The sequence below is a fragment of the Allokutzneria sp. A3M-2-11 16 genome, from assembly GCF_024213555.1.
Taxonomy (GTDB): Bacteria; Actinomycetota; Actinomycetes; order Mycobacteriales; family Pseudonocardiaceae; genus Allokutzneria.
This window is the reverse complement of sequence record NZ_JANAVO010000023.1, coordinates 26,438-51,358: the sequence shown is the minus strand read 5'-3', so window position 1 is coordinate 51,358 and position 24,921 is coordinate 26,438. Positions and strand designations below refer to the sequence as shown.

25 protein-coding genes are annotated in these 24,921 nt (G+C 69.8%); 14 read left to right on the top strand and 11 right to left on the bottom strand.

From position 1 onward, the window contains the following. Positions 1–229: 229 nt before the first annotated feature. Positions 230–1,018: a PIG-L family deacetylase gene (locus NLX83_RS38645; protein WP_254240250.1), complete on the bottom strand. Its 789-nt coding sequence runs from the start codon at positions 1,016–1,018 to the stop codon at positions 230–232. 129 nt (positions 1,019–1,147) lie between these two features. On the opposite strand from NLX83_RS38645, the gene NLX83_RS38640 reads away from it, so the two are divergent. Next, complete coding sequence (locus tag NLX83_RS38640) at positions 1,148–1,915, top strand: bestrophin-like domain (protein ID WP_254240249.1); 768 nt, start codon at positions 1,148–1,150, stop codon at positions 1,913–1,915. A gap of 20 nt (positions 1,916–1,935) precedes the next feature. Continuing rightward, positions 1,936–2,427, top strand: a complete 492-nt coding sequence (locus NLX83_RS38635; protein ID WP_254240248.1) for an allene oxide cyclase barrel-like domain-containing protein — start codon at positions 1,936–1,938, stop codon at positions 2,425–2,427. Here the strand turns inward: NLX83_RS38635 and NLX83_RS38630 are convergent. The 5 genes from NLX83_RS38630 to NLX83_RS38610 form a co-directional block, all read right to left on the bottom strand. Then, on the bottom strand, positions 2,417–3,517 hold the full coding sequence (locus tag NLX83_RS38630; RefSeq protein WP_254240247.1) for an ABC transporter substrate-binding protein: 1,101 nt from the start codon (positions 3,515–3,517) through the stop codon (positions 2,417–2,419). The two genes, NLX83_RS38635 and NLX83_RS38630, sit on opposite strands and share 11 nt — an antisense overlap. 88 nt (positions 3,518–3,605) lie before the next feature. Continuing rightward, positions 3,606–4,667, bottom strand: coding sequence for a family 2 encapsulin nanocompartment cargo protein polyprenyl transferase (locus NLX83_RS38625; RefSeq protein WP_254240246.1), 1,062 nt, complete (start codon positions 4,665–4,667; stop codon positions 3,606–3,608). Between the two features lie 21 nt (positions 4,668–4,688). Beyond that, entirely contained in the window at positions 4,689–6,086 is a 1,398-nt protein-coding gene (locus NLX83_RS38620) for a family 2B encapsulin nanocompartment shell protein (RefSeq protein WP_254240245.1), read from the bottom strand. 96 nt (positions 6,087–6,182) lie between these two features. Beyond that, entirely contained in the window at positions 6,183–7,598 is a 1,416-nt protein-coding gene (locus tag NLX83_RS38615; protein ID WP_254240244.1) for a family 2B encapsulin nanocompartment shell protein, read from the bottom strand. Positions 7,599–7,951: 353 nt separating this feature from the next. After that, positions 7,952–8,545 (bottom strand): TetR/AcrR family transcriptional regulator, encoded by a 594-nt coding sequence (locus tag NLX83_RS38610; RefSeq protein WP_254240243.1) that lies wholly within the window; start codon positions 8,543–8,545, stop codon positions 7,952–7,954. Positions 8,546–8,657: 112 nt separating this feature from the next. Here NLX83_RS38610 and NLX83_RS38605 point away from each other — a divergent pair, with 112 nt between their 5' ends. Further along, positions 8,658–9,857, top strand: a complete 1,200-nt coding sequence (locus NLX83_RS38605; protein ID WP_254240242.1) for a cytochrome P450 — start codon at positions 8,658–8,660, stop codon at positions 9,855–9,857. Here the strand turns inward: NLX83_RS38605 and NLX83_RS38600 are convergent. After that, entirely contained in the window at positions 9,834–10,724 is an 891-nt protein-coding gene (locus NLX83_RS38600) for a LysR family transcriptional regulator (RefSeq protein ID WP_254240241.1), read from the bottom strand. The genes NLX83_RS38605 and NLX83_RS38600 overlap by 24 nt on opposite strands. 70 nt (positions 10,725–10,794) lie before the next feature. Here NLX83_RS38600 and NLX83_RS38595 point away from each other — a divergent pair, with 70 nt between their 5' ends. Then, entirely contained in the window at positions 10,795–11,790 is a 996-nt protein-coding gene (locus tag NLX83_RS38595) for a maleylacetate reductase (RefSeq protein ID WP_254240240.1), read from the top strand. Here the strand turns inward: NLX83_RS38595 and NLX83_RS38590 are convergent. Continuing rightward, positions 11,779–12,240: a MarR family winged helix-turn-helix transcriptional regulator gene (locus tag NLX83_RS38590; protein WP_254240239.1), complete on the bottom strand. Its 462-nt coding sequence runs from the start codon at positions 12,238–12,240 to the stop codon at positions 11,779–11,781. The genes NLX83_RS38595 and NLX83_RS38590 overlap by 12 nt on opposite strands. 88 nt (positions 12,241–12,328) lie before the next feature. On the opposite strand from NLX83_RS38590, the gene NLX83_RS38585 reads away from it, so the two are divergent. Both NLX83_RS38585 and NLX83_RS38580 read left to right on the top strand, forming a co-directional pair. Further along, a complete protein-coding gene (locus tag NLX83_RS38585) occupies positions 12,329–13,279 on the top strand; it encodes an NmrA/HSCARG family protein (protein WP_254240238.1) in 951 nt (316 codons plus the stop codon). Positions 13,280–13,376: 97 nt separating this feature from the next. Beyond that, the gene (locus NLX83_RS38580) at positions 13,377–13,775 is read left to right on the top strand and encodes a hypothetical protein (protein ID WP_254240237.1); all 399 of its coding nucleotides are present in this window, start codon (positions 13,377–13,379) and stop codon (positions 13,773–13,775) included. A gap of 163 nt (positions 13,776–13,938) precedes the next feature. On the opposite strand, the gene NLX83_RS38575 is transcribed toward NLX83_RS38580, so the two are convergent. Beyond that, positions 13,939–14,697: an endonuclease/exonuclease/phosphatase family protein gene (locus tag NLX83_RS38575; RefSeq protein WP_254240236.1), complete on the bottom strand. Its 759-nt coding sequence runs from the start codon at positions 14,695–14,697 to the stop codon at positions 13,939–13,941. An 88-nt stretch (positions 14,698–14,785) separates the two neighbouring features. Here NLX83_RS38575 and NLX83_RS38570 point away from each other — a divergent pair, with 88 nt between their 5' ends. From NLX83_RS38570 to NLX83_RS38560, 3 genes are read left to right on the top strand one after another with little or no spacing between them, the layout of a single operon-like run. Continuing rightward, positions 14,786–15,247 (top strand): GNAT family N-acetyltransferase, encoded by a 462-nt coding sequence (locus tag NLX83_RS38570; RefSeq protein ID WP_254240235.1) that lies wholly within the window; start codon positions 14,786–14,788, stop codon positions 15,245–15,247. Positions 15,248–15,283: 36 nt separating this feature from the next. Then, complete coding sequence (locus NLX83_RS38565) at positions 15,284–16,021, top strand: SDR family NAD(P)-dependent oxidoreductase (RefSeq protein WP_254240234.1); 738 nt, start codon at positions 15,284–15,286, stop codon at positions 16,019–16,021. 13 nt (positions 16,022–16,034) lie between these two features. Next, on the top strand, positions 16,035–16,460 hold the full coding sequence (locus tag NLX83_RS38560; protein WP_254240233.1) for a MerR family transcriptional regulator: 426 nt from the start codon (positions 16,035–16,037) through the stop codon (positions 16,458–16,460). Here the strand turns inward: NLX83_RS38560 and NLX83_RS38555 are convergent. Both NLX83_RS38555 and NLX83_RS38550 read right to left on the bottom strand, forming a co-directional pair. Then, the gene (locus NLX83_RS38555; RefSeq protein WP_254240232.1) at positions 16,375–17,727 is read right to left on the bottom strand and encodes a carotenoid oxygenase family protein; all 1,353 of its coding nucleotides are present in this window, start codon (positions 17,725–17,727) and stop codon (positions 16,375–16,377) included. The genes NLX83_RS38560 and NLX83_RS38555 overlap by 86 nt on opposite strands. Before the next feature lie 236 nt (positions 17,728–17,963). After that, positions 17,964–19,130 carry an FAD-dependent oxidoreductase gene (locus tag NLX83_RS38550; RefSeq protein ID WP_254240231.1) on the bottom strand — a complete coding sequence of 389 codons (1,167 nt, stop codon included), beginning with the start codon at positions 19,128–19,130 and terminating at the stop codon, positions 17,964–17,966. Between the two features lie 449 nt (positions 19,131–19,579). Here NLX83_RS38550 and NLX83_RS38545 point away from each other — a divergent pair, with 449 nt between their 5' ends. From NLX83_RS38545 to NLX83_RS38525, 5 genes are all read left to right on the top strand, one after another. After that, the gene (locus NLX83_RS38545; RefSeq protein WP_254240254.1) at positions 19,580–20,341 is read left to right on the top strand and encodes a DeoR/GlpR family DNA-binding transcription regulator; all 762 of its coding nucleotides are present in this window, start codon (positions 19,580–19,582) and stop codon (positions 20,339–20,341) included. A gap of 87 nt (positions 20,342–20,428) precedes the next feature. Continuing rightward, on the top strand, positions 20,429–21,775 hold the full coding sequence (locus NLX83_RS38540) for an ABC transporter substrate-binding protein (protein ID WP_254240230.1): 1,347 nt from the start codon (positions 20,429–20,431) through the stop codon (positions 21,773–21,775). Positions 21,776–21,779: 4 nt separating this feature from the next. Further along, a complete protein-coding gene (locus NLX83_RS38535; protein ID WP_254240229.1) occupies positions 21,780–22,688 on the top strand; it encodes a carbohydrate ABC transporter permease in 909 nt (302 codons plus the stop codon). After that, the gene (locus NLX83_RS38530; RefSeq protein ID WP_254240228.1) at positions 22,688–23,509 is read left to right on the top strand and encodes a carbohydrate ABC transporter permease; all 822 of its coding nucleotides are present in this window, start codon (positions 22,688–22,690) and stop codon (positions 23,507–23,509) included. The genes NLX83_RS38535 and NLX83_RS38530 overlap by 1 nt, the downstream gene beginning before the upstream one ends. After that, complete coding sequence (locus NLX83_RS38525; protein WP_254240227.1) at positions 23,509–24,504, top strand: zinc-dependent alcohol dehydrogenase family protein; 996 nt, start codon at positions 23,509–23,511, stop codon at positions 24,502–24,504. The genes NLX83_RS38530 and NLX83_RS38525 overlap by 1 nt, the downstream gene beginning before the upstream one ends. Positions 24,505–24,921 lie beyond the last annotated feature (417 nt).

The following is a 24,921-nucleotide window of genomic DNA, read 5'->3' as shown; positions in this document are numbered from 1 at the left end:
CACCACCATCAGCAACCTCCGGCCGAAGTGCCGCAGGCACCACCGGATGAAGCACGAATCCAACTGGAAGTGCGAAAGCCTCCCCGACGGTCGGCACGTGTGGACCACACCCAACGGGAAGACCGCCGAGACAGAAGCGGAACCGATCGCGGAACCGGCGCCGTTCTGACGGGAAGGCACGGGAGGCCCGCCACCCGTGAGGGGTGGACGGGCTGGGACCGGTGCGGTGCTACAGGCCCTCCATGAGGTCGGTCTCGGTGATGCCGGGGCCTTGGCCCTCGCGGATGAACCACTCGGTGCCGAAGGCGTAGGCGAAGCCCTCGTCCGGCATGGCGAGGAAGAACGAGTCCTCGCCGATCTGGCTGGCGTGGGCGCGCATCGCGGCCCGCTTCGCCTCCAGGTACTTGGTGACGTCGACGGCGGCGGTGATCTCCGACTCGGGCTTGCCGAACTGGCCCTCGGACTCGACGTCGGGCATGTCCACGTTCTCGGCCTGAGCGGCCATGGCTTCCATGCCGCGGCGCATGTGGTCCTGGTTCATGGTGTTCTGGTAGACGCGGGGCGTGCCCGCGATCTCGGCGGCCCGCTTGCCGACGCGGTGGACCTGGATGTGGTCGGGATGGCCGTAGCCGCCGTTGTCGTCGTAGATGGTCAGGACGTCCGCGTTCTCCTCCTGGAGGATGGTCGCGAGCCGCCGCGCCGCCTCCTCGACGTCGGCGGTCCAAAAAGAACCGGGGAGGTCGTTGGTGGGCTCGCCGATCATGCCGGAGTCCCGGTAGCCGAGGAACTCCACGCGCTCGGCCCCCAGGATCTCGGCGGCGGCGTGGGTCTCGGTGACCCGGCGCTCCCACAACTGCTCCCCCTCGGCGAGGAAACCGTCAGGCACCTCGCCGACCTCACCGCGGGTGGCGACCACCAGCACGACGCGGTGACCTTCCTCGTGAGCCTTGCGCATGACGCCGCCGCACCCGATGCACTCGTCGTCCGGGTGGGCGTGAAACGACACCAAAGTGGCCATGCGTTGACGCTACGCGATCTTCCTACCGGTTTTCTCCCTGGTCTCCGCCTGTTCGTGTAGTGGTCGGTCCTCCGGCCCTGGAACTACCTTCGAGCTATCCCCTGCCGAGCCGACGAAGGGCCCTCTTTCTTGCTGCTGCAAAGCGTCCTGGTGGTCGGCGGCACAGTGCTCGTCAGCGTGCTCGCCGCGTACGTGGTCACCAGGCTCGTCCCCTTCACGTCCCGCGCCAAGTACAACGAGGTCTCGGGGCACTTCTTCGCGGCGTGCGGCGCCTTCTACGCCATCCTGGTGGCCTTCGTCGTGGTCGCGGTGTGGGAGGACCTCGGCGCGGCGCGGGCGAACACCTACACCGAGGCGAACGCGTTGCCGGGCCTCTACTTCGCCTCGACCGCCTTCTCCGACAAGGACAAAGCCGCCTTCCAGGACATCGCGGTCTCCTACGCGAAGGCGGTCATCGTCGACGAGTGGCCGTTGCTGGCCCAGGGCAAGGGCAGCCCGAAGGTCGAGGAGGTCGCCAAGAGGATGCGCAGGGCGATCGTGCAGATCGAGGTCGAGGGCTCCCGCCAGGAAGCGCTCTACAGCGCCATGATCGAGCGGGTCAACACGATCGGCAGCGCGCGCCGCGACCGGCTCAACGAGGCGGTGCCGTCGATCCCGGGCTTCTTCTGGATCGGGCTGCTCATCGGCGGCGGGCTGCTGATCGGCTTCGCCCTGTTCTTCGGCACCGAGCGCTTCCTGCCGCACGCGCTGATGGTGGGCGTGCTGGCCATGCTCGTATCGGCGTCGTTGTTGTTCACACACCTCATGGACCACCCGTTCACCGGAGCCGCCGCGGTCTCCCCCGAGGCGTTCCGCATCGCGTTGTCGCAGATGGGGCAAACACCGCCCCTTCCGTAAACCGTTCGAGGAGAAGGCACATGTCCTGGAAACGACTGCTCGGCCTCACCGCGGCCGTCGCGATGCTCCCGGTGCTCACCGCGAGCGCCGCCCCGGCGGCGCCCGCCGACGAGACGATCATCGTGACCGCCAAGCGGTCCGTGCTCAGCCTGCCCGCCGTGCCCACCGTGGGCCTGTCCTTCCTCGGCGGCGGCGAACTGTACGACGAGGCGGGCGCGAAGGTCGGTGAGGGCTACTCCACCTGCACGGTGGCCAGGCTCGCGCCACCGGAACTGACCTCGCACTGCACCAGCGCCTTCCGGCTGGCCAAGGGCGAGATCCACCTGTCCAGCCTGCGCACTTACACGATCGGCGGGACCAGCAGCTTCAAGGACTCGACGATGGCGGTGATCGGCGGAACCGGCGCGTACAAGGACGCGCGAGGCGAAGCCAAGACCGCGAAGCAGGGCGGCGCGCTGCTCGACCCGGCCGCGCCGGTGTCCTACAAGTTCACCATCACGATCAGTTCCTGACACCGAGCACGAGGTCCCCGTCGCACACCGCGGCGGGGACCTTGTCGTTGTCCACCACGCGAAGCACGCCGTTCTGCCACTGACCCGCGGCGAGCGGAAGCGTCGCCACGCACGGCACCGGGCCGCTCGTCCAGTCCAGCCGCCCGGCGATCGTGTCCACAGTGGTCTTCGCGAGCACGTCCGCGACGGCGGAGCGGTCCTCCCCTGCCGTAACCGCGTGCACCGCGACCTCAAGCAACGCGTGCGCGAGGCCGAGCAACGGCAGCCACGGCCGACCGGTCTCGCGGAGGTAGTCGTCACCCAGGTGCTCAGCCGAAGTGCCGTCCACACTGGACGAATACCGGTGCTGCGGAGCCCAGGCGACCACTGTGGCGACGCGATCCAACGACGGGTGATCAGCGCCGAACGGATAAGCGAGCCAGCGGGAACACGTCACGAGATTCGGCCGAAAGCCCGCTCCCTGAGCACGGGAGAGGAACCGGATCAGGTCACCGGTGGTCGCCGCACTGCTGACAATGTCCACATCGGACTGTCGCAGCACCTCGACCTGCCGGGCGAAGTCGGATTCCGACTCGCGGTAGGCACCGGCGTCCACCACTGCGTGGGATGTCACCGGCAGGAAGCCGAGATCGGGATCGCGCAGCGCTCTTCCCTGTGGGCCGTCGTTCCACAGCAGACCGACCGAGTCACCCGCGTGACGCCACAGGTCGGCGAAGGTCGCGGCGATGTCGTCGAGCCCCCAGCAGAAGTGGTAGGTCCAGTCGAAGCCGCGATCCCTGCCGTAGCGGTAGACCTGCCAGGGCAGTGCCGTGGACACGCACGGGGTCCGCAGCTGCTCGCAGGTCTCGGTGATCGCAGGCAGCACGCTCGTCCCGCCGAGGCAGGCGACCAGGCGGACGCCGTCGCGCTCGACCAGCCGCCGCGTCGCGGCCCGCGCGCCCTCCACAGTGGACTCGCTGTCGGCGATGACGAAGTCCAGCCAGGGGAACAGGGCTCGGAAGCGGTGCACGACGTAGTCCAGCGGATCGCCGAGCAGGGCGAGCCTGCCGGTCCGGGCCAGGACGACGCCGATCCTGCCGCGGTGGGACACACGAACTCCTCAAGGCCAGTGAACTCCAACGGGGCAGTCCCCCACCTGCTGGCGGGGGACTGCCCGTCGAACGCGCGCAGGGCGCTTCTCAGTGATCGCGGGTGACCACCAGTGTGCCCAACGATCGGAGTTCCGCCGCGGGACGCGCCGCAGGAGTGACCGCGGCGAGTTCGGCGAACGCGCGGTTGGTCAACTGCTCGGCCTGGTCGCGGGCCCACTCCCGGCCGCCAGCCAGGTCGATCAGCTCGGCGGCGCGGGCCCGTTCGGGTTCGGTGAGGGGATCGTCCCTGAGGTAGAGCCCGGCCAGCTCGCGCGCGGCCGGGGTGCCGGAGCTCAACGCCGCCACCACCGGCAGCGACTTCTTCCCGTTGGTCAGATCGGAGTGCACGGGCTTGCCGGTGCGCCGGGGGTCGCCCCAGATCCCGAGCAGGTCGTCGGCGAGCTGGAAGGCCAGCCCGAGGTGGTCGCCGAACCGGCGCAGCGACCGCACCCGCTCCGGCGTCCCACCTCCGAACAACGCGCCCAGCTGGGCCGCACAACCCAGCAGCGCGCCCGTTTTCCGCTCGGCCATGGCCACGCACTCGGCCAGGTCGACGTCGGCGCGCTCCTCGAACGAGAGGTCCTTGCTCTGCCCGTCTATCAGGTCCATCACCGCCGCGGCGAGCACGCCGAGACCCGGCTGCGCCGCGTTGTGCCCGCTCTTCGCGAGCACCGCGAACGCCGCCGTGAGCAACGCGTCACCGGCCAGGATCGCCGCGTTGGAGCCGAAAACCCGGTTCGCGGTCGGCCGGTGCCGCCTGACCAGGTCACCGTCGAGGACGTCGTCGTGCAGCAGCGAGAAGTTGTGCACCAGCTCCACCGCCGCCGCGGCCGGGAGCGCCGCCTGGACGCACTCGTACTCGCCGTAGGCGTCGCTGGTGACCGCCGCCGCGGACAGCAGCACCAGCGCCGGGCGCAGCGCCTTGCCGCCGTCCGCGCTCGTCGGTCTCCCGTGCTCGTCCCACCACCCGAAGTGGTACCCGGCGATCAGCGCCATCGACGGCGGCATCGCCTCGACCACCTCGCGCAGGACGGGGTCCACCATGTTGCGGCTCCAGGCAAGCACGTCACGTGCCGACCTGCCCGCGGTCATCGCCTCGACCGTGGCCATGTCGTCGCCCGCCCCCCGCCCTCAGCGGCCGATCTCGACGTTTTCCAGCACCCCGAGGGCGTCCGGCACCAGCACCGCAGCCGAGTAGTAGGCGCTGACGAGGTAGGAGATGATCGCCTTCTCGTTGACGCCCATGAACCGCACGGACAGGCCGGGCTCGTACTCGTCCGGCAGCCCGGTCTGGCGCAGGCCGATCACGCCCTGGTCGTCCTCGCCGGTGCGCAGCACCAGGATCGAGGACGTGCGGGCCTCGGTGATCGGGATCTTGTCGCAGGGCAGCAGCGGCACGCCGCGCCACGCCATCACCTGCCTGCCGTCGACCACGGTGCCCTCCGGGTAGAGGCCGCGCTTGTTGCACTCCCTGCCGAAGGCCGCGATCGTCTTGGGGTGGGCCAGGAAGTACCGCGACTTGCGCCTGCGGCAGAGCAGCTCGTCGAGGTCGTCCGGGGTCGGCGGGCCGCCCTGGGTGGTGATGCGCTGCTTGAGGTCGGCGTTGTGCAGCAGCCCGAACTGGCGGTTGTTGATCAGCTCGTGTTCCTGGAGCTCCTTCAACGCCTCCACGGTGAGCCGCAACTGCTGCTCGGTCTGGTTCATCGGCTCGTTGTACAGATCGGCCACGCGCGAGTGCACCCGCAGCACCGTCTGCGCCACGCTCAGCTCGTACTCGCGGGGCTTGAGCTCGTAGTCCACGAACGTGCCGGGCAGCTCGTACTCGCCGTCCTGGCCCGCGGCCAGGTCGATCGCGGCCTCGCCCTTCTTGTTCTGCGGCCGCTTCGGCGTGTTGACGTAGCGCTCGACCTGTTCCCGCAACGAGTCCGACTGCGATGCCAGGCGCTCGAACTCCTGCGCGGACAGGGTGAGCACGGTGCACGCGGTGACCGCCTTCACCGTGTAGGACCACGGCGAACTGTCACCGGTGAGCACCTGGTCGCCGAAGTGGTCACCGTCGACCAGGGTGCCGATCACGATCGGGTCGCCGTACTTGCCGGACGCGACCTGGTTCACTTTTCCGTGCGCCACAAGGAAGATCTCGCCCGCTGACTCACCGGCGCGGACCAGGGTGTCCCCGGCGGCGAACTCCTGCTGCCGGAACCGGTCGGCCAGTGCGTTGAGCACCTCCTCGTCCTCGTACCCGCGCAGCAGCGGCAGCTCGCACAGCTCCGGCGGGACCACGCGGACGTCGGTGCCGGTGTTGCTGAAGGACAACCGCCCGTCGCCGACCGCGAAGGTGAGCCTGCGGTTGACCCGGTACGCACCGCCCTTCGCCTCCACCCACGGCAGCACCCGCAGCAGCCACCGCGGCGTGATGCCCTGCATCTGCGGGACCGACTTGGTCGTCGTCGCGAGGTTGCGCGCCGCCGCCGTGCCGAGGCTGAGCTGCGGGGTCTGCGGTGTGCCGCCGATGTCCGTCTGTGTCACTGAAAAACACCACCGATTTCTGTCCGCGCCGTCAAAGCCGTTGCTAGGTCAGGGAAAATCCCCGCCGCCTTGGGGACGGGCGGCGGGGACCATGGCTCAGTTGAACCGGCCGAGCTCGACGTTCTCCAGGATGCCGAGCGCGTCCGGCACCAGGACGGCCGCCGAGTAGTAGGTGCTGACGAGGTAGGAGATGATCGCCTTCTCGTTGACGCCCATGAACCGGACGGACAGGCCGGGCTCGTACTCGTCGGGGATCTCGGTCTGGTGCAGGCCGATGACGCCCTGGTTCTGCTCTCCGGTGCGCATCAGCATGATCGAGGACGTGCCGCTCTGGCTGATCGGGATCTTGTTGCACGGCAGGATCGGGATGCCGCGCCACGAGGGCACCTTGTTCCCGCCGATGTCCACCGCGTGCGGGTAGAGGCCGCGGCTGTTGCACTCCCTGGCGAAGGCCGCGATCGCCTTGGGGTGGGCCAGGAAGACATTGGGTTCCTTCCACACCGCGGACAGCAGCTCGTCCATGTCGTCCGGCGTCGGCGGCCCGGAGCGGGTGTGCATCCGCTGCTTCAGGTCGGCGTTGTGCAGCAGGCCGAAGTCGCGGTTGTTGACCAGCTCGTGCTCCTGGCGTTCGCGCAGGGCCTCGACGGTGAGCCGCAACTGCTGCTCGGTCTGGTTCATCGGCTCGTTGTAGAGGTCCGCGACGCGGGAGTGCACCCGCAGCACGGTCTGCGCGACGCTGAGCTCGTACTCGCGCGGCTTCAGCTCGTAGTCGACGAAGGTGCTCGGCAGGTCGTACTCGCCGTCCTGGCCCGAGGCGAGGTCTATCGCCGCCTCGCCGTGGTCGTTGTGCGGCTGGCCGAGCCGCTCGCGGAACGCGGCCACGTGCGCCTGAAGGTCCTCGGACTGCTCGACGATCTGGTCGAAGGCGCTCTGCGGCAGCATCAGCACGGTGCAGGCGGTCTTCGCCTTGACCGTGTACTCCCAGATGTCGCCGTCGGCGGCCAGGGTCTCGTCGCCGAAGTGGTCGCCGTCGGCGAGGGTGTCCAGCACGGTCTCGTCGCCGTACGCGCCGGGGCCGATCTTGGCCACCTTGCCGTGCGCGATCAGGAAAGCCTGGTCGGAGCGGTTGCCGAACTCGACGATCACGTCACCCGGCTGGTACTCCTGCTGCACGAACCGGTCCGCGAGGGCGGTCAGCACCTCCTCGTCGTCGAACCCGCGCAGCAGCGGCAGCTCGCACAGCTCCGGCGGGATGACGCGGATGGTCGCCCCGGTGTTGGTGAAGGTGACCCGACCGTCCCCGACCGCGTAGCTGAGCCGGCGGTTGACGCGGTAGGCCCCACCGGCGGCGCGGACCCACGGCAGCACCTTGAGCAGCCAGCGCGAGGAGATGCCCTGCATCTGCGGGACCGACTTGGTCGTCGTCGCGAGGTTCCGCGCGGCGGCCGTCGCGAGGCTCTGCTGCGCGCTCGCGCCGTTGACCTCCCGGTCCGCCTGCACCGACTCGGTCACAACCGACACCACCAATCTCGATTACTGGAACACGGCGAAGAAGCCGGGGAATCCGGCAGGGTCGTAAATCGGGAATCTGTCAGCACCGAATGCGTGCGAAAATACGACGTGCTGACGGGACCGAAGTTAGCATCGGACTTTCAAATCCGTACAGTCACCCGTGTCAGTGACTCGCGAACGCACGTCACAATACGGTTATCCGGTGCACAACCACTCGTTCGACTGGCCCCGCCGCCGGGCGCTCCGGCGGGGATCACGGACAGCGACCACGGCGTTAGGACATGCGGGTGGACGGGCGCTGACCGTCGACTCCGCCGAGCGGGTAAGCGCTGGTCCGAGTGGGGGAACAGCGGTCACGGGGTGGCAACCGGCACCCCGGAGCCGCGGAGCAGTTCCAGGGCGCGGTGGGTGATCCGGCGCATGTTCGACCGGCCCCCGCTCTCCACCCAGGTGCGCACGGACACCTCGATCACGGTCATCGTATTGGCGGATGCCAAAGTCGCGGCCAGCTCGGCGGAACGCCCGCCCATTCGCCGCGCGATTTCGGTTGCCAATTCACCGCGCCAGCGCGAGGTGTTGTCGGAGAGCTGGGCGCGGGCCGACGGGGTCCGCCACGCTAGCTCGTACACGGCGATAATGCGATCACCGGATTCGGCGACGGTGCGCAGAACGTAGTCAAGGAGTTTGTACAACGCCTCCGGAACGGGCATATCGGGCGGTTGCGCCCGCAGCACGTCCAGCGCCTCGTCGAGCCGCTGTTCGACGAAGGTCAACAGCAGCGCTTCCTTGGTCGCGTAGTAGCGGTAGAGCGTGCGCGGGCCGACCTCGGCCGCGGCGGCGATCTGCTCCATCGTGGTCGCGGCGAAGCCCTGGGCGGTGAACAGCTCGAAGGCCGTGTCGGCGAGGAGCTGCCGGGTGCGCTCCATCTTGGTCTCGCGAAGCCCCACCGCCGCCTCCTCCTGCCCCGGGGCGGGCAGGTTACCAGCGTTGCCAAGGAGTCCGCGCGCTGGCAGTCTTGGCCATGTGGCAGTGGCTGCCACTTCGCGAGAGGAGTCGGCGATGACCGCGACCAGGGGCGCCTTCCCCGTCGACCGCGATCCGGCCCGGCCGCTCGACCCGGCCCCCGGCTACCGGGAACTGGGCGAGCGGGCGGCGCCGGTGTCCTGCCCGATGGGGGTGGAGGCGAGGGTGTTCACCCGGCACTCCGACATCCGGGCCGCGCTCGCCGACCGCAGGCTCAGCTCGCGCGGCGCGCCGTCCAACCACGTCGTGCCCGGCGCCGACCCGGACGAGCCGGTGTCCCCCGGAGTGCTGCTACGGCTGGACGGCCCCGAGCACGCGCGGCTGCGCAAACTGCTCATCCCGGAGTTCACCGTGCGGCGGATCGAGGCGCTGCGACCGGCGATCGCCCGGCTGGTCGACGAGCACATCGACGCGATGCTGGCGAGCACCGAGCCCGTCGACCTGTACCGCAACTTCGCGTTGCCGATCCCGTCGCTGGTGATCTGCGAGCTGCTCGGTGTTCCCTACGCCGACCGAGATTCCTTCCAGCACCAGAGCACGCTGCTGGTCGGCGTCGGCGGGGACCCCGGCGCGACCGCCGTGGCCGCGATGGAGGTGCAGCAGTTCATGGCGCAGCTCGTGCTGTCCAAAATGGAACGTCCGACGGATGACCTGCTGGGCAGGCTGATCCGGCGCGCGGCGGAGACCGGTCAGCCGCTGACCGTGGAGGAGCTGGTCTCGCTCGGGGTGACCCTGCTCGTCGCCGGGCACGAGACCACGGCGAACATGATCGCGCTGAGCACGCTGGCCCTGCTGCGGTCACCGGACCAGCTGGCCGCGCTCCGCTCGGACCCCGCCATCGCGCCGAGCGCCGCCGAGGAGCTGTTGCGCTACCTCTCCATCGTCCACTTCGGACTCTTCCGTTACGCCACCGAGGACGTGGAGATCGGCGACGAGACCGTTCGGGCGGGCGAGTGGCTGGTCGCCGCGCTGTCCGCGGGCAACCGCGAGGAGTCGGTGTTCCCCGACCCGGACCGGCTCGACCTGACCCGCAACGCGCGCGCCCACCTGGCGTTCGGGCACGGGGTGCACCAGTGCCTCGGCCAGCAGCTGGCCCGGGTCGAGCTCCAGGAGGTATTCACCCGGCTCTACTCGCGTCTCCCGGGGCTGCGGCTGGCGGTGCCGTTCGAGGAGATCCGGTTCAAGCACGACGCGCTGGTCTACGGCGTGCGGTCACTCCCGGCCGCCTGGGACTAGCCGAAGAAAGGCTTCCAGGACAGGGGAAATCCGGTCGGGGCGCCAAGCCGCCGACATGCGGGCTGGAGTGGTGGTGCCGGTCAGCGGGAGGAAGCGGACCTCGGCGGCGTGCAGGCGCTGCGCGGAGGACGGGACCACCGCCACCCCGATGCCGCCCGCGACCAGGCCGACGATCGTCTGCATCAGCCAGACCTCGCGCTGCACCACGCGCGGCGTGAAACCGTTGGCGGCACAGGACTCCGTGATGATCGCGTGCAGGCCGGGCATGCGGTGGCGGGTGGGCAGGACGAACTGCTCCTCCGCCAGCTCCTTCATGTCCACTGTGGACTCCTCGGCCAGCCGGTGCGCGGCGGGGACCGCGAGCACGAGCGGGTCCTCCGCGACGCAGCGCGTCCGCAGCGCGGGATCGGTGAAGCCGCGCGAGAGGTAGCACAGGCCGATGTCGATGCGCTGCTCGTGCAACGAGTCGAGCACCTCGTCCGGCCGCATCTCGTTGAGGTACAAGGTGATCTCGGGGTGGCTCGCCTTGAACTCGCGGAGGATCGGCGGCAGTACCTCCAGTGCGGCCGAGGGCACGAAGCCCAGGGCCAGCCGCCCCACGGTACCGGTGCCGACGGAGCGGACGAGCTGGCTCGCCTGGTCGACCGAACCGAGGATGCGGCGGGCCTCGTCGTAGAGCAGAGCGCCCGCGTCGGTGAGCCGGACCCCGCGCGAGGACCGGTCCAGAAGGCGCACGCCGAGCTCCTTCTCCAGCTTGCGCAGCTGCACGCTCAGCGGTGGTTGGGCCATGCACAGCCGCTCGGCCGCCCTGGTCAGGTTCAGCTCCTCGGCGACGACGACGAAGTACCGCAGGTGCCGCAGTTCCATACGCGCAGAGTATGACAACGGCGGCAGGTCGGTATTGGACATCGGGCTCGGTGCGACGCAGGCTGGGTTCATGCGCGCGTTCCGCTACGAGTCCCTGCCCGGCCGTGTCGTGTTCGGCGTGGACAGCGCGCTCACCGTCGCGGAAGAGATCAGTGGGCAGCGGGTCCTCGTGCTCGCCACTCCGCGTGGACTTCCCCTCGCCCGCAGCCTGGCGGAGCCCCTCGGTGATCGCGTCGCCGGTGAGTTCACGTCGGTGCGCGAACACGTTCCGGTCGCCGTCGCTTCACAGGCCGTCGAGGTCGCGCGTTCGGTCGGGGCGGACTGCCTGCTAGCGATCGGCGGTGGGTCCACTGTGGGCACTGCCAAGGCGATCGCGTTGGAGCTGCGGCTGCCCATCGTCGCGGTGCCGACGACGTACGCGGGCTCGGAGATGACTCCGGTGTGGGGCATGACTTCCCCGTCCGGCAAGCGCACCGGCCGGAGCCTGGACGTGCTGCCCGCGGTCGTGGTCTACGACCCGTCGCTGACCGTTGGCCTGCCGCGCACGCTCACCGTGACCAGTGCGATGAACGCCATGGCGCACAGCGTCGAAGGCGTCTACGCGGCGGGGGCGAACCCGATCAGCTCGCTGATGGCCGAGGAGAGCGTTCGCGCCCTGGCAAAGGGTTTGGTGGCGGCAGACGATGTGGAGGCGCGCACGTCGCTGCTTTACGGGGCGTACCTGGCCGGCGCGGTGTTCGCCGTGGCGGGATCGGGGCTGCACCACAAGATCTGTCATGTGCTCGGCGGCGCGTACGACCTGCCGCACGCGGCGACGCACACCGTGGTGCTACCTCACGTCGCCGAGTTCATGGACGGCCCCGCGCTCGCCCCGATCGCGTCCGCCCTCAACGCTCCCACCGCCGCGGACGGCCTGCGCGCACTGGCCCGGCGGGTCGACGCCCCCACTTCCTTGGCGGACATCGGTTTCACTCCCGCGAACCTGTCGGAGGCCGCCGCCCTCGTCGCCGCTCAGGTGGACGTCCCCGAACCCCGCGTTCGCGCCCTGCTCGCCTCAGCCCTGTGACTTGATGCGGGTCAGAACGGCTTCGCAGGCCTCGCCGAAGATCTTCAGCTGCTCCGGGGTGAGCGCGTCGATGAACAGCTCGCGCACGTTGGCCACGTGCTGCGGCGCGGCACCGACGATCGCGGCGCGGCCCGCCTCGGTGAGCACCACGTCGGAGTAGCGGCTGTCCTCGGAGCACTGCTGCCGCTCGACGAGCCCGCGCTGCGCCATCCTGCTGAGCTGGTGGGAGATGCGGCTCTTCTCCCACTGCGTCGCCTCCCCCAGCTCGAAGGCGCGCATCCGCCCGTCCGGCGCCTCGGAGAGCTCGACCAGGATCCGGTAGTCGGCCGGGGACAGCCCGAAGTCGCGCTGGAGGCTCGCGCCGAGGCGGGAGTTGAGCATCGTCTCCATCGCCTTGAAGGAGCGCCACGCGCGGTGCTGCTCCTCGGTCAGCCATACGGGTTCGGTCACGGGCGCAGCCTACTCCCCGGGTTGACGCGTCACCCTCACGCTCGCTACGTTCAGGTTGACACATCAATCCGAGGTGCGGAGCACGGACATGAGCGAGCAGAAGATCATCGCGGTCACCGGGGCCACCGGGGCGCAGGGCGGCGGCATCGCCAGGGCGATCCTGGCCGACCCGGGCTCCGGCTTCACCGTGCGCGCGCTGACCAGGGACCCGGAGTCGGCCCCCGCCAAGGAACTGGCCGCGCTCGGCGCCGAGGTGGTGCGCGCCGACTTCTACGACGAGGCCAGCGTGCGCCGCGCGTTCGAGGGCGCCTACGGGGCCTACCTGGTGACGAACTTCTGGGCGCACGGCTCCGCGGACAAGGAGCGCGAGGAGGTCGAGGTCCTGGTCCGCACCGCGAAGGCCGCGGATCTCCAGCACGTGGTCTGGTCGACCCTGGAGGACACCCGCGAACTGCTGCCGCTGGAGGACCCGCGGATGCCGGTGCTCCAGGACAGCTACAACGTGCCGCACTTCGACGTGAAGGGCGCGGCCAACGAGCTGTTCGTCGAGGCGGGCGTCCCGACGACCTTCCTCAACACCACCTACTACTTTCAGTCGTTCGTCTCCTTCTTCGCGCCGAAGCGCGGCGAGGACGGCGTGCTCGTGCTGGGCCTGCCGTTGGCGGACGGCAAGCTGCTCGCCGGGATCGACTCCGAGGACATCGGGCGCACCGCGTTCGGAATCTTCAAGCGGGGCAAGGGTTTCATCGGCCGCACGGTCAGCATCGCGGGCGCGCACCTGACCGGCGCGCAGTACGCGGAGAAGTTCTCGGCGGCCCTCGGGGAGCCGGTCAGGTTCCAGTCGATCCCCTACGACGTGTTCCGCACGTTCGACTTCCCGGGCGCGGTGGAGATCGCCAACATGTTCCAGTACTACGGCGACTTCGACGCGGAGTTCACCGGGGCGCGCGACCTCGACGCGGTGCGCGAGCTGAACCCGGCGCTGAAGGACTTCGACGCCTGGCTGGCCGCGAACGCCGCGGAGTTCCGGGAGTCCTGAGCGGATCGACGTTTTTGATCTTCACGTGCGGCGGGCGGGCGGGAACGCTTCTCTTATGGATGTCCGTTATGCCCGATATATCCCGGAGGAGTCTTCCGTGCGTTCCGCCGCCCTGACCAGTCTCGCCCTCGCCGCCACCGTGGTGCTCGCCCCCGCCGCCACGGCCGCCGCCCCGACGTCCCTGACCACCTCGGCCAGCCTGGCGCGGGACGCCTCGCAGCCGCTGTGGCAGGCGGCGGTCACCCTGACCGGCACGCTCACCGGGGTCGGGACGGGCGCGAAGATCACCTTCACCACGAAGTGGGACAACGGCCCGCTGTGCGAGGCGGTCACCGACGCGCGGGGCGTCGCGCGCTGCACCGCCGGGATCACGTCCGAGGTGACGCTCGTCCGCATCCAGTTCAGCGGGGAGAACGGCTACCTGGCCACCTTCGCGGGCTCGGCGGGCCACCCCGCCGCCCAGACCCCCGGCTCCGCGAAGTGGGCCACCCGCTAGCCGAGGTACGGGCGTCTTCAAGTACCACCAACCCCCTCTCCAGAAGTCTTCAACCGCCCCCAACCCCGGGATGCCAGCGGGGTTGGGGGCGGTTTAAGACGGTGACGGGCCGGGTTCGTGGTACTTGAAGACGCACCCACTACGGCGGGGGGGGCGTTGCGGGTCAGGGGATGCTGAGATCGACGATGAGGGCCGGGTGGTCGGTAGTGCCAGCCATGCTCATCGTGCTGCTCTTGGCGAAGGCAAGCTTCGTCGAGGCGAACACGTGCTGTAGAGCGCCGTCGCCCTTGCGGTAGAAGCCCGTTCGGTTGCAGCTCTGCGCGTCCGGATTGCCCTTGTAGCGCAGGTTCATGTCGCCGGAGAACAGCGCGGGCGCGGTCCGCGCGTAGCCCTCGACGCGGGACATCAGCTCCTTGCACTGCGCCAGCGCGACGTTGCCGTCCCTGGCCGACAGATGCGTGGTGCAGGCGCTGACCCGCCCTCCGGGCAGGCATCCCCAGCTGCGCTTCTCCGAGCCCGCGTCCTGGTTCTGGTAGATGCCGCCCGCTCCCGCCGACGAGCCCGCGAGCGCGGAGGCCACCAGGATCGCGTTGCCGTAGTCCTGGCCGTTCTTGCACTTCACCGGGTTGCCGTTGCTGCGCGCGGCCACGAACAACGACTTCACCTGGCCCATCGCGGCGCCGAGCGGGGCGACGTCACCGGAGCAGATCTCGTTGAGCGACAACACCTGCGGCTTGACGGAGGTGATCACTTCCTTGGCCTTGGCCATCACCCGGTCACCGGTGTAGCACCCGGCGAGGCCGCTGTGGCAGAGGTTGAGCTGGAGGACCTTCACGGCTGTCGCCGCGGCCGCCGCCGGGGCGAGCGACACGCCCGCCGCGAGAGTGACCGCGAGGACGCTCAGGACCTGCCGAGTGCGCATGGGACCTCCTGCGTGAAGTGGTGACCGGGATGGTCTCCCGAACGTGAATCGTTGGCAACATCGCGACATGTGCTGGTAGAACTCCCCGGTGAGCTGGACCATGCGCGCACTGGACCTCGGCGACGACCGAACGGCGGAAGCCGTGCACCGGATCGGGCTACTCGCCTACCGCGTGGAGGCGGACCTGATCGGCTTCGACGGAATCCCCGCGCTGCACGAGACGCTGGCGGAGATGCGCGCCGAACCGCTGCGCTGGCTGGGCGCGGTCACCCCGGACGGCGAGCCGGTCGCGTTCCTGGCGTGGCAGCGCACTCCCGAGGGCGAGGTCGACATCGACCGCCTCTGCGTCGATCCCGCCTGGTTCCGCAAGGGCCTGGCCAGCGCCCTGGTCGACGAGGTGCTGCGGGAGGACGGACCGGTGGTCGTCTCCACCGGGGCCGCCAACACGCCCGCGATCACCCTCTACGAGCGCAAGGGTTTCGCGCGCACCGGCACGATCAGCCCGGCGCCCGGACTCGACCTCGCCACGTTCCGGCTCGACCGCGCTTGACCCTGCCGTTGGCGGCAGGGTCGGACGATCACCGCCATGAGCAGAACAGTCCTGATCACCGGGGCCGGAACGGGAATCGGCCGGGCCACCGCGCTCTTGTTCGCCGAGCGGGGCGACAACGTCGTGATCGTCGGCAGGCGGGCCGAGCCGCTCGCCGAGGTTGCCGTGCACGACGGGGCCATCCACGCCATCGCCACCGACATCACCGGCCCCGGCGCCCCGGAGCGGATCGTCGCCGAGGCGGTCGAGCGCTTCGGCGGGCTCGACGTGCTGGTGAACAACGCCGGTATCGTCCGCGACGAACCGATGGGCGGGATCACCCCGGATGCGGTCTCCGCGCAGCTGGCCACGAACTTCACCGCCCCGGTCCTGCTGACGCAGGCCGCCGTGCCGCACCTGCGGCGGGACAACGGCGTCGTGGTCAACGTGTCCACCGCGGTCGCCCTGCGGGGCTGGCCGACGAGTTCGGTCTACGCGGCGACGAAGGCCGCGGTGGACACCTTCACGCGGAGCTGGGCGGTGGAACTGGCGCCCTTGGGCGTCCGCGTGGTCGCCGTGGCGCCCGGCGCGATCGACACGCCGATCGCCGAGCACCAGGGGCTCTCCCCAGAACAACGCGCGGCGACGCGGGCCTGGCAGATGGAGCACACCCCGCTCAAGCGCGTCGGCTCCGCCGAGGAAGTAGCGTGGGCGATCACCGGGCTGGCCTCGCCGAGTGCGGGCTTCGTGACCGGCGTCGTGCTGCCGGTCGACGGCGGTGCCGTGGTGGCGTGAAAGCGGGGGTGCGATGAGGATCGGCGAGCTGGCCGGGGCGACCGGGGTCACGCCCCGCGCCCTGCGGCACTACGAACAGGCCGGGCTGATCACCTCGCACCGGCTCGCCAACGGCTACCGCGACTACCCGGAGTCCACTGTGGACCGCGTGCGCAACATCCGCCTCCTGCTCGATCTGGGGCTCACGCTGGAGGACGCCGGGTTCTTCAAGGACTGCCTGGACGGCGACCTGTTGGCCGGGCCGCCGTCCGAAGCGGCGCTGGGCGTGGTGCGACGGCGGCTGGGCGTGCTGGAGCGGCGGATCGATGCCCAGCTCGCCCAGCGCGACCGGCTGCGCGGCGCCTTGGAGCGGTTCAGCCCAGGGTCGGGAACCACTCGCCGTGGAAGCCCGCGGGAACCCGAACCGGAAGGTGCACAACGGCAACCGGCTCGGCGCTGAGCGTGCCCGCGTCCAGCACGACCAGGTCCGTCCGATCGCGCTCGGCGTCGTGGACCAGGCTCAGCAGCCACCCGTCGTCCTCGGCGGAATCCCGTGCGCGCGGCACGAAGACGGCTTCACCGGCGTAGCGCGCGGCTCCGAAGTCGTGCACCTGCGTGGTCTTAGAGACTCGGTCGTGCTTGGCGATCCCGCGTCCGGCGAGGTTGCCGACCTCGCCGTGGTGCAGCGCGACCCCGTAGCTGTAGCGGTGTTCCGCGCCGATGAGCCGCTCGTCGATCCTCGGGAACTCACCGGCGACGTCGTCGACCTGTCCACTGTGGACCGTTCCGGTGGCGAGGTCGAAGGTCCAGCGCCACAGCACCGGCGGCACCTCGATCGGCTTCCACCACGCGGAGTCGAACACGCGCTCGTGCCGGAACGCTTCCAGCACAACGCGATCGCCGTCCTCGTAGGCGTTGGCCGTGTGGTAGACGTAGCACGGCTCGATCTCGAACCAGCGGATGTCGGCGTTCGTGCCGTAGCGCGGCATCAGCCCGATCCTGGCCCGGCGCCCGTTTTCCCAGACGTAGGGGTAGTGGCCCTGTTGGGCGGCCGCCATGGAAAAGGTCACCGGCAGGTCGTAGACGATCACGTGGTTCACCGTGAGCGCGGTGTCGTGGATCATCGGCCTGTCGTCGATCTCGATGCGCTCGATCCCGGTGATCACACCGTCCGCGCCGACCACGACGAGCTGCCCGCCTGTCCCGGCGGCCGAGTAGGTGACCGCGAACAGCTCCCCCGTCTTCGGATCGCGCTTGCTGTGCGCGGCGAACCCGTGCGGCAGCTTGCCCTCGAAGTCGTTGTAGGACACCGTCGCCAGCTGATCGTCCAGCACGACCGGGAGCGCGCCCGCCTCCGACACCGCCATCAGCTTGCCCGCGTGGCGGATGACATGGGTGTTCGCCGTGTCGTGGGTCGCCGTGGTCGCGCCGAGCACCGGTGCCTCGCCGAGCAGCCCGGTCACGCTCGGCGTGCGCACCCAGCGGTTGCGGTACCACTGCGCGGCCCCGTCCCGCAGGCGGATGCCGTGCACCATCCCCGCGCCCATGAACGGGTGGTAGTGCACCGGGTCCTGCTCGCCGATCGCGTTGGGCCCGATCCGGAGGTACCTGCCGTCCAGCTCCTCCGGCAGCGCTCCGGTGATCTCCAGGTCGTACGCCGTGGTCTCGACGTCCACCGGCGCCTGGTTCCCGGCGAGGTAGGGGTTCTCCACTGGGGCAAGGGTCATCACAACCTCCGTAACACTGTTTTGAATGAACCGTAACAGCGTTTCGGCCCCCCGGCAACCACGCCCCTTCTTCGCGCGCACCCGCCTTCGCCAACTAAACTGGGTTCGACACTTCACCCCCTTCGCGATTCAGCGCGCCCAAAAAACCCCGTTTCGTACTCTTGGCCGCGTTTTGGAGCGCTCCAAAAGCCGTTATGAGTACGAAACGGGATACCCCGGGTGGGTTTGGGGTGTGTTCAGGGGTTGGCGCGGGGGGCGTAGGGCTTGGTGGCGCGGGTGGTGGAGGCTGCGGCGAAGGCGTAGGCCAGCATCTCGTTCTCGTACTCCACTTTCGCCCTGGTCAGCGGGATGCGCCTGCGAACGACGTCGATCAGGCGGTGCCGCAGGACGGCCGCGTCGCGGAGCGCGACGTTGGCGCCCTCGCCCCGCCCGGGCGGCACGGTGTGCACGGCGTCGCCGAGCAGGGTCACGTTGCCGACGCTCCACCGCTCGATCGGGCGAGCCAGCCGCATCGGCGTGCCCACGGTCTCGACGGGGTCCGCCTCGGCGACGATCCGGCGCAGCGCGGGGTGCCAGTCGGCGACGAGGTCGCGGGCGGCCCAGTGCGGGGACAGCCCACCGGGATCACCGTGCAGCGAGATCGACCAGGACAGGTAGTCCGGGACGGCGGTCAGCCCGGGGACGCGGCGCACCCGGCAGGTGGCGACCGACATCGAGATGCCGTCCGGGCCGAGCACCCGCGAGACGGTGTCCACCAGGATCTCCGGCAGCCAGGAGGCGAAGTCCGGGCGCAGCATGGTCCGCCCGCGCAGCGAGTAGCCGACCGCGTCGAACTCCGCGTCGGGCACCGCCTGCCCGCGCACCACCGAATCCGTGCCGTCCGCGCCGACGAGCAGGTCCCCGACCGCGGTGAGCCCGTCGGCGAACTGGGCCCGGACCCGCCCGCCGGAGACCTGGTCGTAGCCGGTCAGCGTGCGGCCGAACTGCACCCGGTCGCCCAGGCCCGCGAGCAGGATCTCGCGCAGTGTCAGCCGGTTGAGCACGTAGCCGGAGTCGGCCCTCGGCAGCGGCTTGGCGAACTTCGGCTCCAGGTCGGTGGTCAGGAAGGTCATCAGCGTTGCCGGGGCGATCGAGGAGCGCTCGCACAGCTCGACCAGCGCACCCGGAAGGCAGTCCCGCAGCGCGCGTTCGCCGTCGGCGTTGACGACCATTCGGTAGCCCTGGTCACCGTCGCGCGCGTGCGCGTCGCGCTCGAAGACGGTCACCCCGATACCGGACTTGGCCAGGCCCTGGGCCAGGCACAACCCACCGATCCCGGCCCCCGCGACGAGCACGTGCAACTGCCGGGGCTGGCTCTCGGCCGGTTGCGTCGTCGCCGGTGGCTGTGTGGCCGGTGGCTGCATCACGGACACCTCTCTTGCGGGAATGGCAAACCATAGCGAGATCGGCGTAACACGCGTGGGTGAGCACGCCGCCCGGTCGACCAGATGCGACGACCGGTTCCACCCCACTTCACGGGGTTGCGGACGCTATCGAACGAGTGGCGAGCCCTGAACTCAGGGTGACCGGATCGGCCCGATCGTGGCCCGAAAAGTTGCCTGGGTGGGGAAAAAACGACGGCCTCACGGCCGGGCCGGGCCGCCCGCCGGACCGGTTCGGGCACCCGCTCGCCGACCTGCGCGTTCAGATGCCTGATCAGGCCTGGTCGCGCTCTCACGAACCGGGCAGAATTCGGGCATCACCGAAGCGGGTGTGGCACTGGCCACACCTCGTGCGCGGTGTTAGACCTGTTCCCAGCCCGAACGGGCGGGGCTGAAGTCCGAACGGTCATGTGGGCGGAGGGGTCTTGCTGATGCAAGCCGAGGAGCGCAAGCGCCGAATCCTGGCCAAGGCCCGCGCCGACGGCAAGGTCGACGTCATGGAGGTGGCCGCCGAGCTGGCGGTGGCCCCGGAGACGGTGCGCAGGGACCTGCGCGCGCTCGGCGAGCACGGCCTGGTCCGGCGCACCCACGGCGGCGCGTTCCCGGTGGAGAGCGCGGGCTTCGAGACCGGGCTGGAGTTCCGCTCCGCCTCGATGGTCCCGGAGAAGCGCCGGATCGCCCGCGCCGCGGCGGACCGGCTCGACGACGCCGAGACCGTCTTCATCGACGAGGGCTTCACCCCGCAGCTCATCGCCGAGGCGCTGCCGACGACGCGGCCGCTGACCGTGATCACCGCGTCGCTGCCGACCGCGGCGGCGCTGTCCACCTCGCCGTCGACGACGGTGCTGCTGCTCGGCGGCCGGGTCCGGGGCCGCACCCTGGCAACGGTCGACCACTGGGCGCTGCGGATGCTCGCCGACATGGTCATCGACCTGGCCTACCTCGGCGCCAACGGCATCTCCAGGGAACACGGGCTGACCACCCCGGACCCGGTGGTCAGCGCGGTGAAGGCGCAGGCGGCCCAGGTGTCGCGGCGGCGGATCTTCGTCGGCGTGCACACCAAGTTCGGCGTCGCCAGCTTCAGCCGCTTCGCCGCCGTCTCCGACTTCGAGGCGATCATCACCGACACCACGCTCACCCCGGCCGAGGCGCACCGCTACGCCGCGCTCGGGCCGAAGGTGCTCAGGACCTAGCGGCCCCGTCCGTCGCGTGGGGCCGCCGTGCGCGGTGGCCCCTGTTCCGCGCTGCCGGAAGGAAAGACCCCGCCGGAAGGAAAGACAATGACGTCATTCACGCGGTTGTCCGCCACTCTCGCCGTGCTGCTGGGCGCGACGGCGTGCGCGGGCGCCGGGGGCATCGGCGACCCGGACGACCCCGAGTCGATCAACGTGCTCATGGTCAACAACCCGCAGATGCTGGACATCCAGAAGCTGACCGCGGAGCACTTCACCAGGCGCACCGGGGTGAAGGTGAACTACACCGTGCTGCCGGAGAACGACGTGCGGGACAAGATCAGCCAGGACTTCACCAGCCAGGCCGGCCAGTACGACGTGGCGACGCTGAGCAACTACGAGGTCCCGATCTACGCGAAGAACGGCTGGCTGGAACCGCTGGACGGCTACCTCGCCGCCGATCCCGGCTTCGACCAGCAGGACGTCCTGGAGCCGATCTGGCAGTCGCTGACCGCCGCCGACGGCAAGGTCTACGCGCAGCCGTTCTACGGCGAGTCCTCGTTCCTCATGTACCGCAAGGACATCTTCGCCGCGAAGGGCATCACGCTGCCGGAGCGGCCGACCTGGCGGCAGGTCGCCGAGGCCGCGGCGAAGGTCGACGGCGCGCAGCCGGGCATGAAGGGGATCTGCCTGCGCGGCCAGCCCGGCTGGGGTCAGCTGATGGCGCCGCTGACCACCGTGGTCAACACCTTCGGCGGCACCTGGTTCACCAAGGACTGGCAGGCGAAGGTGGACGCGCCGGAGTTCGTCGAGGCCACCAGGTTCTACGTGGACCTGGTGCGCGAGCACGGCGAGGCCGGTGCCCCGCAGGCCGGGTTCTCCGAGTGCCTCAACAACATGACGCAGGGCAAGGTCGCCATGTGGTACGACGCGACCTCCGCGGCGGGGCTGCTGGAGGCGGCGGACTCGCCGGTGCGCGGCAAGCTCGGGTTCGCGCAGGCGCCCGTGGTGAAGACCAGGAGTTCGGGCTGGCTCTACACCTGGGCCTTCGCCGTGCAGAAGGCCAGCAAGAAGCACCAGGCGGCGTGGAAGTTCCTGTCCTGGGCCGCGGGCAAGGACTACGAGCGGGTGGTCGGCGAGGCGAAGGGCTGGTCGAGCATCCCGGACGGCAAGCGCGCCTCCACCTACGCGCGCCCGGAGTACCTGAAGGAGACCGGCTCCTTCGCGGAGCAGACCAGGATCGCGATCTCCTCGGCGAACCCGCGCGATCCCGGCGTGCAACCCAGGCCCGCCAACGGGATCCAGTTCGTCGGCATCCCCGAGTTCACCAACCTCGGCACGCAGGTCTCCCAGGAGGTCAGCGCGGCCATCGCCGGGCGCGGCTCGGTCGAGGACGCCCTGCGCGCGGCGCAGCGGCTGGCCGACAAGGTCGCGGCGAAATACCGGAAGGGCTGATCCGATGCCAACCCAAGCCCCACCAAAGGGAATCGGCGCCGCGGCGCGCTGGGCCCGGCGGGCTCCGCTGCTGCCAGCGCTGATCTTCACCATCGCCGTGACGCAGCTGCCGTTCGTGGCGACGCTGATCATCTCGTTCCTCCAGTGGAACTCGCTGGCCCCGGAGAACCGCGGCTTCGCCGGGCTGGACAACTACATCGCGGTGATCACCGATCCGAACCTGCGGTCCTCGGTGCTGACCACGGTGCTGCTGACCGCGAGCGTGGTGCTGATCAGCCTGCTGCTCGGCCTGGGCATCGCGCTGTTGCTGGACCGGAAGTTCCGCGGCCGCGGCCTGGTGCGCACCATGATGATCGCGCCGTTCCTGGTGGTGCCGGTCGCCGCGGCGCTGCTGTGGAAGCACGCGCTCTACAACCCGGAGTACGGTCTGTTCAACGGCGTGCTGAAGTGGATCTTCGGTGAGTCCGCCGCGCAACCCGACTGGATCAGCACGATGCCGCTGACCGCGGTGATCGCCGCGCTGGTCTGGCAGTGGACCCCGTTCATGATGCTGATCCTGTTGGCAGGACTGCAAAGCCGCCCGCAGGACGCGGTGGAGGCGGCCTTCATCGACGGCGCAACCGGCTTCCAGGTCTTCCGCTACCTGACGTTGCCGCACCTGCGCCAGTACCTGGAGCTGGGCGGGCTGCTCGGCTCGATCTACATCGTGCAGAACTTCGACGCGGTCTTCACGATCACCTCGGGTGGCCTGGGCACCGCGAACCTGCCGTACACGATCTACCAGACCTTCTACCAGGCGCACGACTACGGCCAGGCCTCCGCCGCGGGGGTCGTCGTGGTGATCGGCTCGATCCTGATCGCCAGCTTCGCCCTGCGCGCGGTGTCCTCCCTGCTCCGAGACGAGGTCAAGTGATGAGAAGAGCTTGGAAGCCTTGGGGCGCTTTGGCTTGGCTGTCCGGCATCCTGTTCGTGCTGCCGGTGCTGTGGATGGTGCTGACCTCCTTCCACACCGAGTCCGACGCGGCCACCAACCCGCCGTCGTTGTTCGCGGGCCTGTCGTTGCAGGGCTACGAGGAGTTCTTCGGCGCGAGCACCGGGCAGAGCCCGTGGCCACCGCTGATCAACTCGGTGAGCGCGAGCGTGGGTTCGACTGTGCTCGTTCTGCTGTTGGCCATTCCCGCCGCGTACGCGCTGTCCATCCGGCCGGTGAAGAAGACCTCGGATGTGCTGTTCTTCTTCCTCACCACCAAGATGCTGCCGGTGGTGGCCGGGCTGCTGCCGATCTACCTGATCGCCCAGTACAGCGGCCTGCTGGACAACATCTCGTTCCTGGTGGTGCTCTACACCTCGATGAACCTGCCGATCGCGGTGTGGCTGATGCGCTCCTTCCTCGCCGAGATCCCGAAGGAGATGCTGGAGGCGGCCGCGCTGGACGGGGCCGGACTGGTCACCACGCTGCGCCGGGTCGTCGCGCCGGTCGCGGTCCCCGGGATCGCCGCGACCGCGCTGATCTGCTTCATCTTCAGCTGGAACGAGCTGCTGTTCGCCCGTGTGCTGACCGGTGTCGTCGCCGGGACCGCGCCGGTCTTCCTCACCGGTTTCGTCACGAGCCAGGGCCTGTTCCTGGCCAAGATGTGCGCGGCGGCGACGATCGTGTCGCTGCCCGTACTGGTCGCCGGATTCGCCGCCCAGGACAAGCTCGTCCAGGGCCTCTCGCTAGGAGCCGTGAAGTAATGAGAGCCGCCGTCATCACCGCGCCCGGCGAGGTCGAGGTCACCGAGGTGCCCGACCCCGCGCCCGGCGCGCGGCAGGTCGTCGTGAAGGTCTCGGCCTGCGGGCTGTGCGGCACGGATCTGCATATCCTGCAAGGAGAATTCGCCCCGACGCTGCCCGTGGTGCCCGGCCACGAGTTCGCCGGTGAGGTCGTGGAGATCGGCAGCGCGGTCACCGAGCTCGCGATCGGCGACCGCGTCGCGGTGGACCCGTCGCTGTACTGCTACGAATGCCGCTACTGCCGCGCGGGCCGCAACAACCTGTGCGAGCGGTGGGCCGCGATCGGCGTCACCACCGCGGGCGGCGCCGCGGAGTACGCCGTCGCTCCGGTGGCCAACTGCGTGAAGCTCCCCGACCACGTGCGCACCGAGGACGCCGCGCTGATCGAACCGCTGTCCTGCGCCGTCCGCGGCTACGACATCCTCCGCGCGCAACTGGCCAGCCGGGTGGTGATCTACGGTTCCGGCACGATGGGGCTGATGATGCTGGAGCTGGGCAAGCTCACCGGCGCGGCCAGCATCGAGGTGATCGACATCAACCCCGACCGGCTGGCCACCGCGCGGCGGCTGGGCTGCACCGCCGCGGCCACCAGCGCCGACGAGCTGGACCGGCCGGAGGGCTGGGACGTGGTGATCGACGCGACCGGCAACGAGAAGGCCATCCAGGACGGTCTCGGCCGCGTCGCCAAGGGCGGAACTTTCCTGCAGTTCGGGGTGTCCGACTACGCCGCGCGTGCGACCATCGAGCCGTACAAGATCTACAATCAGGAGATCACGATCACCGGTTCGATGGCCGTGCTGCACTCCTACGAGCGGGCCGCCGACCTGTTCGCGGCGGGCGCGCTCGACCCGGAGATCTTCATCAGCCACCGGCTGCCGCTGAGCGAGTACGCGTCCGCGCTGGAGGCGTTCAAGCGCGGCGAAGGCCGCAAGATCCAGGTCCGGCCGGGGGCGTGAGCACCCGGCCTTCACGGAAGGGGCTCGCGGTCCGACTTACCCCCAGGAGTCGGCCGCGGGCCCTTTCCCTTACGGCCGAACAACATTCACCACGGAGTAGGGCCCTGTCCCACGAGTCCGCCCCGCCCGCGCACCCTCGCATCCTGCGCTGAGGTGGCTAGAGATCTTCCGTTTCGTACTCTTAGCGGGATTTGGGAGCGCTCTTTTTCCCGTTATGAGTACGAAACGGGGTTCTCTAGTCCACGCCCGCCATGGGTGGGGTGTGGGGGCGGTTGTGGCGCATGGGCACAGTTTACGTGAGGTTCGGGGCACCTGGTCCTGGTCCTCCTCGAAGGGGCCTGCGGTCCGCCTCCAGGGTGAACGTGCCGTTGGGATTGGCGGACACCTGCGAGGTCTCCGTGCGCTTGTCGAGCACTT